Raw genomic sequence first — 9,133 nt, 5'->3', positions numbered from 1 at the left:
CGCCCTCGCCTCGGCGCTGGGCGGTGACACCGGCGCGGACCTCGCCGCCTGGCTGGACGCGCGTCTGCGCTGGGAGGAGCTGCGGGGCGCGGGCGAGACGGTGCTCGGTGCCGCGCTGGCCCGCACCCGTGCCGCGCTGCGCGGGCTGGCGCTGGACGACCGGCTGCGCCGGGGTCTGCTGCTGGCCTCGCCCACGCTGGAGGAGCGGCTCGACGCGTTCGCCGCCGACCGGTCCCCGGCGCCGGGCAAGCGGGCCCGGAAGATGGAGCGTTCGCTGCTGTCGTACGTGTACCGGACCGCCTGCAAGACCAGCCCGTTCAGCACGCTGACCGCCGTGGCGCTCGGCAGTTTCGCGGAGGGGGGCGACCTGACGGAGGTGGGCGACGACTGGACGAGCCACCCCCGGCTCAACGTGGTCGTCCTCACCCGGCTCGCCGAGCTGATCGTGGCCGACCCCGCGCGCCGGGCCGACCTGCCGGTGGCACCGGCCTCGGGCTGGACGCGGGACGACGACCGGGTGCGCTATGTCCGGCGGGCGGTCACGGCCGGGGACGACAGCGCGCCGGTCAGTTTCGACGCCGCCCAGGACCGGCTGTTCTTCCTGCGCCGGCAGGGCGCCCTCGACGGGATGCTGACGCTGCTGCGCGACACCGACGGCACCCTGACCCACGGTGACCTGGCCCGCTGGCTGGCCGCCACCACGGGTGCCGGCGAGGAGGAGGCGGGGCACTATCTCACGGCGCTGCGTGAACTGGGCATGCTCCAGCTCCCGTTGCTCGACTCCGGCGTGCACAGCCCCGACCCGCTGCGCGCCTTCCAGCGGGCGTTGCGGAGCCTGGGGGTGGAGTGGGCGGACACGGTCGCCGCCCGGCTGGACGGCCCGGCGGAGGCGGTCGCGCGGTACGGGGACGCCGATGTGCCCGCCCGGCGCGCTCTGCTGGCCGGACTCCGTACCGAACTCGCCGCTCTGCAGACCGACCTGGGTGCCGAACGGCCCGTCCTGCCACAGACGCTGCTGTACGAGGACGTGTCGGCCGGTACCACCGGCGCGCCGCTCGCCGAGTGGGCCGAGCCGGTCGCCGCGCCGTTGCGGTCGATCGGCCGGGTGCTGCCCGCCTTCGACGTGGCGCTGCCCCAACGGCTGACCCTGAAGGGCTTCTTCGTCGCCCGGTACGGGCGCGGCGGCCGCTGCGAGGACCTGCTGCGGCTGGTCCACGACTTCCACGAGGACATCTTCCGCCAGTACCTCCAGTTCACCGCGGCCAAGGACGGCCACCTCCCGGACGGCAGCCACGCCCCGGAGGAGAACTGGCTCGGCGTCCCGGAGATCACCTCCGTCGACCGGGCCCGCGCCACCCTCACGGCCCGGATGCGGGAGCGCTGGGCCGAACTACCGGTGAGCGCTGAGGAGTTCGTACTCGACGACGTGACCGTGGACGAGATGGCCGAAGCGCTCGGCACCGCCGCGCCCGCGTTCCGCCCGCAGAGCCACTTCCTCCAGCTCGCCCGCCGCGAGGACGGCCCGCTGGCCGTGCTGAACAACTCCTACGGCGGCCTCTGCTTCCCCTTCACCCGCTTCACGCACTGCTTCGACGGCGCGGACGGCCCCGGACTCACCGACTCGCTGCGCAACACGCTGCGTTCGGTGCTGCCGCCCCGCGCGGTCCTCGCCGAGGTGACGGCCGGTGCCGCGACCACCAACCTCAATCTGCACGGGCGGCTGACCGACTACGAGATCGTCTGCCCCGGCGAGAACAGCACCGCCCCCGAACAGGGCCGCCTCCACCTGGACGACCTGTACGCCGTGCACGACGAGACCGAGGACCGGTTGCTGCTGCGTTCGCGGCGCCTGGACCGCGAGGTCGTCCCGGTGTACCTCGGCTATCTGGTGCCGATGGTGCTGCCCGAGATCCCGCGCACCCTGCTGCTGTTCTCGCCCACCTCCCGCTCGGTGCCGGACGTGTGGCGCGGGGTGCCGGCCGGGGAGGCGACGGAGGGCGTCACCCGGCGCCCCCGTGTCCGCCACCACGCGCTGGTGCTCCAGCGACGGTCCTGGACCGTCGCCGACGGCCACCTCCCGCTGCGGGCGCCCGGCGCCACGGACGCCGACTGGTATCTCGCCTGGCACCGCTGGCGGGTCCGGCACGGCCTGCCCGTCCGTGCCTTCGCCACCGTCCACGAGGAGACGGGGGACGGGCAGGGCGCCGCCTGGTTCGGCGGGTCCAAGCCGCAGTACGTCGACTTCGAGAGTCCGCTCTCGCTCACCGCCCTGGAAGGGCTCCTCGCCGGAAAACGGGCCCGGACCGTCTTCGAGGAGATGCTCCCCGCCGAGGACGAACTGCACGTCACCTCACCGCGCGGACGGCACGTGGCCGAACTCGCCGTCGAACTGCTGCCCGTACCGGCCGCCCGAACCGAAGAGGACGCCACCCGATGACGACCGCTCCCACCGAAGCCTCGGCCGTGCCCGCTCAGGCGCCCGGCGAGTGGCTGGCCGTGCACGTCTTCTACGCGGCCAGCCCCCGCCCGCTGCTCGTCCAGTGCGTCCGCCCGCTGGTCGACGCCCTCACCCAGGAGGGCCTGCTCGCCGGGTACTTCTTCATCAACTACTGGCTGGAGGGCCCGCATCTGCGCCTCCGTCTGAAACCGGCCCGCGCCGCCGACGCCCCCGTGGTCCGGGAGCGGGCGCATGCCGCGCTGGAGACGTTCCTGCGCGAGCGCCCCGCGCTGTACGAGGTGAGGGACGGCTTCTTCGCCGACCTCTACGAGACCCTGTTCGCCCTGGAGTTCGGCGAGGAGGAGCGCGCCGAGTACCTGGGCCCGGACGGCCGGATGGTGCTGCGCCCCAACAACTCCTTCGAGGACCGCCCGTACGAGCCCGAGTACGGCAAGTACGGCGGCCCGGCCGGGATCGAGCTGGCGGAGTGGCACTTCCAGCACTCCAGCGACCTGGTCATCGAGGCCGCCCGCTCGATGAACCTGCACCTGCGCACCGTACTGCTCGGGCTGTCGGCCCAGCTGATGACGGTGATGGCCGGCACGTTCCTCCGGGACGACGAGGCCCTGCTGTCCTTCCTGGACCGCTACCACACCTTCTGGAACCGGGCTTTCTCCAGCACCAACTACACCGCCGACGACGGCTACGACCGCGCGTACACCGCGATGGGCGCGAGCCTGCCGGGCCGGTTCCGGGACATCCGGGCGGCGGTCGCGGCGGGCGAGACCGGGCGGCTCCCGGCGTTCCTGCGCGGCTGGGCCGAGCACTGCGCCGAGCTGCGCGACCGGGCGACCGGGCTGACCCGCGACGGCGCGCTGGTGTTCCGCTCCTGGGACGGCACCCGCGACCTGCGCCCCACCGACCCGGCCCAGGCACTGCCGATGCTGCTCTCGCCGTATCTGCACATGACCAACAACCGGCTCAGCACGACCGTGCGCGACGAGGCGTTCCTGTCGTACGTGCTCGGCCGCGCCCTCAGGGACTGCGGCGCGCGGGGCGCCGAGGCCGACGCGGGCGACTCGCTGGCGGGCTGGCGCCGTGGGGGTGAGGGGTGACCACCGGGACGTTCCTGGCCAGTCGCCCCAGGGTGCGCCCCGACCTGGTGGCGGGGCCCCGGCTGGTGCGCGGTGCGGCCCGTATCCATCTGCTGAAGGACCCGCGTACGGGGCGGCGGCTGGAGCTGGGGCCGAAGGAGCACTTCCTGATCACCCGGCTGGACGGTTCCCGCACGCTGGAGGAGATCGGCGGGGAGTACGCGGGTGCGTTCGGTGCCCGGCTCGGGGAGGCGCAGTGGGGGCAGTTGCTCCGGCTGCTGCACGGCCGGGGCCTGCTGGAGGGCTCCCCCGCCCCGGCCGCGGCGCCCCCGGCCGGGCCGGAGCGGCCGCCGAACGGGATTCTGGCCGGGCGGACCCGGATGGTGGCGGACGCGCCCGCGCTGATGGACCGGCTGCACCGGCTCACCGCGCCCGCGCGCCGGCCGGCCGTGCTCGCGGTGCTGACGGCGCTGGCGGTCGGCGTGTTCGTCGCCGTGGTCGTGCAGGCCGGGACGCTGTGGCGGCAGACGGAGGAGACGGCGCGCCAGCCGGTGCTGCTGTTCGCGATCGGCTGCGTGCTGTGGTGCGGGCTGGCCCTGCACGAGCTGGCGCACGGGCTGTTCGCGCGGGCCTGGGGCGGGCGGGTCACGGAGATCGGGCTGCGCTGGATCTGCTTCGCCACCTACCTGTACTGCGAGGTGGAGGACGTCCAGTTCCTCGGCGGCCGGGCCCGGAAGGTCGCCACGGCGTGCGCGGGCGTCTTCGCCAACCTGCTGTTCCTGGTGCCGTTCTACGGCGTGTGGGCGCTGCTCCCCTCCGGCGCAGAGGCCCGGCCCGCGCTGGGCGCGCTGCTGCTGCTCGGCACCGTCCTCGGCGTGGCCAACCTCCTCCCGCTGCCCCCGCTGGACGGCTACAAGGCGCTCGGCCACGCGCTCGGTGTCACCGCCCTGTCCGAGGCCGCCCGCACCTTCACCGGCCTCGCGGTGCGCGGGCTGCTCCGACGCGGCCCCGGCCTCGGTGCGTACCCGGCGCGCCTGCGGCTGCTGTACGGCGGGTTCGCGCTGCTGACGGCGGTGCAGAGCGCGGCGCTGCTCGTGCTGTGCGGGGCGGTGCTGCGCACGATGCTGCCGGACGGCTCGGCGGTGCTCGCCTGGTCGCTGCCGCCCGCGCTGCTCGCCGCCGTCCTGCTGCTGTGGGTGCTGGGCGGTCTCGGCCGGCGCCTGCGGGACCGGCGTACCACCGGGGCGGCTCCGGCCGCCTCCTCCACCTCCGAGCCGGGGCGACACGTCCCGCCCGCCGTACAGCAGTTGAGGAAAGGCGAGATGAGCACACCCGACAGCAGCACGGAGGCCGCCCCGCGCGGCACCGCTACCGAGACCGTCGTCGCCCTGGAGGGCGTCTGCAAGCGCTACGGGGAGGTGACGGCGCTGGACGGTGTCTCCCTGGAAGTGCGCCACGGTGAGTTCTTCGGCATCCTCGGGCCGAACGGCGCGGGGAAGACCACCCTGGTGGAGATCGTGGAGGGCATGCGGGAGGCCGATTCCGGCACGGTGACCGTCTTCGGTCGAAGTCCCTGGCCGCGCGACATCGCGCTGCTGGCCCGGATCGGCGTCCAGACCCAGGCGTCGGCGTTCTTCGCCCGGCTGACGGCCGCCGAGCATCTGCGCACGGTGGCCGCGCTGTACGGCATGGCGCCGCAGGCCGCGAAGACGGCGCTGGAGCGGGTCGGGCTGACCGAGAAGGCGAACGCCCGGATCGACCATCTCTCCGGCGGCCAGCGGCAGCGGCTCGCGGTGGCCACCGCGCTGCTCAACGAACCGGAGCTCATCTTCCTGGACGAACCGACGGCCGCCCTCGACCCGGAGGCCCGCCGTGAACTGTGGGAGCTGCTGCGGTCGTTGCGCTCGGAGGGGCGGACGATCATCTGCACCACCCACTACCTGGACGAGGCCGAGGCGCTGTGCGACCGAGTGGCGATCATCGCCGGGGGCCGGGTCGTCGCGCTGGACTCGCCCCGCAGCCTGATCCGCGCCCTGGCCGCGCCGACCCGCCTGCTGGTGCCCGCCGACAAGCTCTCCCCCGAGGCGGCGCTCGCGCTGGCGGGTGTGGACCGGGCCACCGTGCAGGGCGCCGACCTGGCCATCGAGACGACGGTGCCCAACCGGGTGCTGCCCGCGCTCGGCGACCTGGTGGACATCGACTCGGTCTCCGTGCGCACCCCCACCCTCGAAGACGCCTACCTCTCACTGACCGGCACCGGATCGGAGCACCACCGTTGAGCGCCTACGCCGCACTGACCAGGGCCACCTATGTCGCGAGCGTGCGCGACAAGACGACCCTCTTCTTCACCTTCGCCTTCCCGCTCGCCTTCCTGGTGCTGTTCGGCCTGATCTTCCAGGGCGACAAGGTCGACGGCGGACTGGCCTCCATCAACTACATCGCGCCGGGCGTGCTGTCCTGGGGCGTGGGCAACGCTGCCGTGTTCTCGGTGGGGTTCGCGCTGATGCAGTGGCGCCGGGACGACCTGCTCCGGCTGATCTGGCGCACCCCGACCCCGCTGCGCACCCTGCTGGCCTCGCGCTGGACGGTGGCGATGGGGGTGGCGCTGACGCAGACTGTGCTCTTCACCGCCGTCGCGCTGCTGCCCTTCTTCGGGCTGGAGCTGATGGGCCCGTGGTGGGCGGCGCTGCCGCTGCTGGTGCTGGGAGTGACCGCGTTCCTCGCCATGGGGCTGGTGGTCGGCAGTCTGGCGGACACCCCGGAGGCGGTCGCGGCCATCGCCAACCTGGTGATGGTGCCGATGGCGTTCCTGTCCGGTTCGTTCTTCCCGGACGACCTGATGCCGGGCTGGCTGCGCACCGCCGCCAAGGTGCTGCCGCTGCACTACCTCAACGACGGTCTCACCGACGCCATGGGCGGCCGGGGCGACCTGGGCGACATCGCGCTGGACTGCGCGGGCCTCGTCGTGTTCGCCCTGGTCTTCGGGGTCGTCGCCACCCGGATCTTCCGCTGGAGCAACCGGACATGACGACCACGACGACGGCGCTCGAGACCGCGCGGGCCGACCTCCACTCCCGGCTGGCGGCGCGCGCCACCGCCGCCGGGCTGCCCACGCCCGCCGTCTCCCGGATCGGCGACACCAACGTGCTCGGCGAGAGCGGGCTCCCCGCCGGCCCGGCCACCGTGCACCTGACCGCGCAGGCCGTGCTGCTCGGCCCCTGGGGCGGCACTCCGGCGGCCGGTCCGGCCTGCGGGACCTGTCTGGCGATGCGCCGCCAGCGGCTGCGCACCCGTACCGAGCGGGAGGCACTGGAGACCGGTACGGAGACCACGGCGGCCGGGGCCTGGCCGGTGCTGCCGGACCACACGGTGGACGCGGTGTGGTCGCTGCACCGGCTGATCGCCTCCGGCGCCGCCCGGCACACCGCCGAGGGCCCGGACGCCGAGCTGCCCCGGGTCACGGAGCTGGACCTGGAGACGCTGCGGGTACGGACCTTCCCGCTGCTGCCGGAGCCGATGTGCCCGTGCTGCCGTCCCTGCACCGAGGAGGCGGTCTCGCGCGCGGCTGCGGAAGCCACGCTGCCCGCCCCGGCCCCGCTGCCCAAGCCGCGCCCGGACTCGTACCGGCTGCGCCGGGCGTCGGACCACCCGCTGCCGGTGAAGGCGCTGGCCAACCCGGTGTGCGGGGTGCTGGGCGGCGGCACCTGGGTCGACGTCACCTCCCCCACCACCGCGCCGGTCGCGGGCAGCGTCTTCATGCGGGGGTACGCCGGTCTCACCGACGTCACCTGGAGCGGCCAGGCCAACTCCTTCGCGGACAGCCGCGACCTGGCCTTCCTGGAGGGCCTGGAGCGGTACGCGGGCACTCATCGCCGGCACCGTGCGCCGGTGGTGACGGCCTCCCTGGAGGAGCTGGGCGACCGCGCCCTCGATCCGCGCAGCTGCGGGCTGTACAGACCGCGCACCTACGCCGAGGACCCCATGGTCGAGCCCTTCGACCCGGCCCGGCCGATCCCGTGGGTCACCGGCTGGTCGATGCGGGACGGCCGCCCGGTGCTGGTCCCGGCCCGGCTCGTCTACTACAGCGCGGGCACGGCCGCCGACAACTTCGTCTTCGAGTGCTCCAACGGCTGTGCGACCGGCAGCAGCTGGGAGGAGGCGGTCTTCTTCGGCCTGCTCGAACTGATCGAGCGGGACGCCTTCCTGCTGGGCTGGTACGGCGATCTCCCGCTCCCCGAGATCGACCTGGACTCGGTGCGCTCGCCGGGCGTGCGGGCGATGGTGGCACGGGCCGCGCTCCAGGGCTACGACGTGCACGTCTTCGACAACCGGGTGGATCTTCCGGTGCCCGTCGTCACCGGGCTCGCGGTCCGCCGCGACGACGCGCCGGGCTCCCTGGCCTTCGCGGCGGGCGCCTCCTTCGACCCGGAGACGGCCGTGGAGTCCGCGGTCTCCGAGATCCTCACCTACATCCCGCACCTGCCGGGCCAGGTGGCCGAACGGCCCGCCGAACTCATTGCCATGGCGGAGGACTTCGACCTGGTGAAGCGTCTCCCCGACCACGCGGCGCTGTTCGGGCTGCCCGCGATGCGCGCACACGCCACCGGCTATCTCAAGCCGCCCCGCACGGCTCCGCTCGACGAGCTGTTCGCCGGCTGGGAGGAGCGGCGGCCGCGCACCGGCGACCTCCGTGACGATCTGCTGCTGGTGCGGGACCTGCTGGGCGAGGCGGGCTGCGAGGTGATCGCCGTCGACCAGACCACGCCCGAACAGCGGCGCATGGGACTGCGCACGGTGGCCACGCTGGCTCCGGGGCTGCTGCCGATCGACTTCGGGTGGCTGCGGCAGCGGGCTCTCACCCTGCCGAGGCTGCGTACCGCTCCGTACCGGGCGGGCATGGTTTCGGCGCCGCTGCGGGAGGAGGAGTTGCGGCGGGTGCCGCATCCGTTCCCGTGAGCGGGGCAGGCGTTCTGCTCGTCGGTGCGCGGGCCGTGAAGGGGCCCGCGCACACCGGCGGTCCCCGGCGCGCCGAGGCGGGCCGGGGACCGTGGGTGCGAACGCCCGGGTCAGGCGGTGCAGGAGGTGGTGCTGGTGGTGCTGGAGCAGGTGCTGGTGGAGGAACAGCTCGTGGACGAACCGAGCATGACCTCGCTGGCGTCCGAGTAGTCGGTGATCTCGAAGGTCTCCGACTCCAGGTCCAGGATCTCCTGGGCGAGGGAGGCGAGGGTGTTGTCAGCCATGGTGGCTCCTTCCGGGTCAGGTGACCTGCGGCCGGCCGGGACGGCCCCGTCCGGTGGTGCGCTGAACCAGCCGGAGGAGCGCGCCCCCCGACATCTCCCTTTCTACGCGCGTCCGGCACCAACTCCCTGACCGATGGCTGTCACTTCGCTGACACCCCCGTACGACGACCCCTTGGAGCCCCCGCCGTGAGCAGCGACCAGTCCCCTCCGTCCGTGACCGTGGGCGGTGGTGTGCCGCCCGGTCTGGACGCCCTGCTGCCGTCCACCGCCGAGCTGTATCTCGACCTGCACCGGCACCCCGAGCTGTCCGGCGCGGAGGAGCGCACCGCCGCCCGGTTCGCGGACCGGCTCGCGGCCGACGG

Annotated in this window: 6 protein-coding genes and 1 pseudogene; 6 read left to right on the top strand and 1 reads right to left on the bottom strand. The window is 74.0% G+C overall.

The window, feature by feature from the left end; translation table 11 throughout:
* From CCN33_RS26790 to CCN33_RS26770, 5 genes are all read left to right on the top strand, one after another.
* The coding region (locus CCN33_RS26790) for a lantibiotic dehydratase (RefSeq protein ID WP_086696023.1) at nt 1–2,437 on the top strand (2,437 nt) is incomplete at its 5' end.
* Nucleotides 2,434–3,552 carry a lantibiotic dehydratase C-terminal domain-containing protein gene (locus CCN33_RS26785; RefSeq protein ID WP_086696022.1) on the top strand — a complete coding sequence of 373 codons (1,119 nt, stop codon included), beginning with the start codon at nt 2,434–2,436 and terminating at the stop codon, nt 3,550–3,552. The genes CCN33_RS26790 and CCN33_RS26785, both read left to right, overlap by 4 nt.
* Before the next feature lie 1,301 nt (nt 3,553–4,853).
* A complete protein-coding gene (locus CCN33_RS26780) occupies nt 4,854–5,810 on the top strand; it encodes an ABC transporter ATP-binding protein (protein WP_086696024.1) in 957 nt (318 codons plus the stop codon).
* Nucleotides 5,807–6,559: an ABC transporter permease gene (locus CCN33_RS26775; protein WP_086696021.1), complete on the top strand. Its 753-nt coding sequence runs from the start codon at nt 5,807–5,809 to the stop codon at nt 6,557–6,559. The genes CCN33_RS26780 and CCN33_RS26775 overlap by 4 nt, the downstream gene beginning before the upstream one ends.
* The gene (locus CCN33_RS26770) at nt 6,556–8,487 is read left to right on the top strand and encodes a TOMM precursor leader peptide-binding protein (protein ID WP_086696020.1); all 1,932 of its coding nucleotides are present in this window, start codon (nt 6,556–6,558) and stop codon (nt 8,485–8,487) included. The genes CCN33_RS26775 and CCN33_RS26770 overlap by 4 nt, the downstream gene beginning before the upstream one ends.
* Nucleotides 8,488–8,597: 110 nt before the next feature.
* On the opposite strand, the gene CCN33_RS26765 is transcribed toward CCN33_RS26770, so the two are convergent.
* Complete coding sequence (locus tag CCN33_RS26765; protein ID WP_031179489.1) at nt 8,598–8,771, bottom strand: thiazolylpeptide-type bacteriocin; 174 nt, start codon at nt 8,769–8,771, stop codon at nt 8,598–8,600.
* Nucleotides 8,772–8,990: 219 nt separating this feature from the next.
* Between CCN33_RS26765 and CCN33_RS33280 the strand changes: the two are divergent.
* Nucleotides 8,991–9,133 (top strand): annotated as a pseudogene (locus CCN33_RS33280) (amidohydrolase); the annotation flags it as partial.

The organism is Streptomyces recifensis (assembly GCF_002154615.1).
In the GTDB taxonomy this organism is placed as follows: Bacteria; Actinomycetota; Actinomycetes; order Streptomycetales; family Streptomycetaceae; genus Streptomyces; species Streptomyces griseoluteus.
The sequence above is the reverse complement of the archived record's forward strand: the minus strand, read 5'-3'. Positions and strand labels throughout refer to the sequence as shown.

Coding starts and splice junctions, on each gene's coding strand:
- CCN33_RS26785 (WP_086696022.1), top strand. CDS start 2,434: ATGACGACCGCTCCCACCGAAGCCTCGGCCGTGCCCGCTCAGGCGCCC.
- CCN33_RS26780 (WP_086696024.1), top strand. CDS start 4,854: ATGAGCACACCCGACAGCAGCACGGAGGCCGCCCCGCGCGGCACCGCT.
- CCN33_RS26770 (WP_086696020.1), top strand. CDS start 6,556: ATGACGACCACGACGACGGCGCTCGAGACCGCGCGGGCCGACCTCCAC.
- CCN33_RS26765 (WP_031179489.1), bottom strand. CDS start 8,771: ATGGCTGACAACACCCTCGCCTCCCTCGCCCAGGAGATCCTGGACCTG.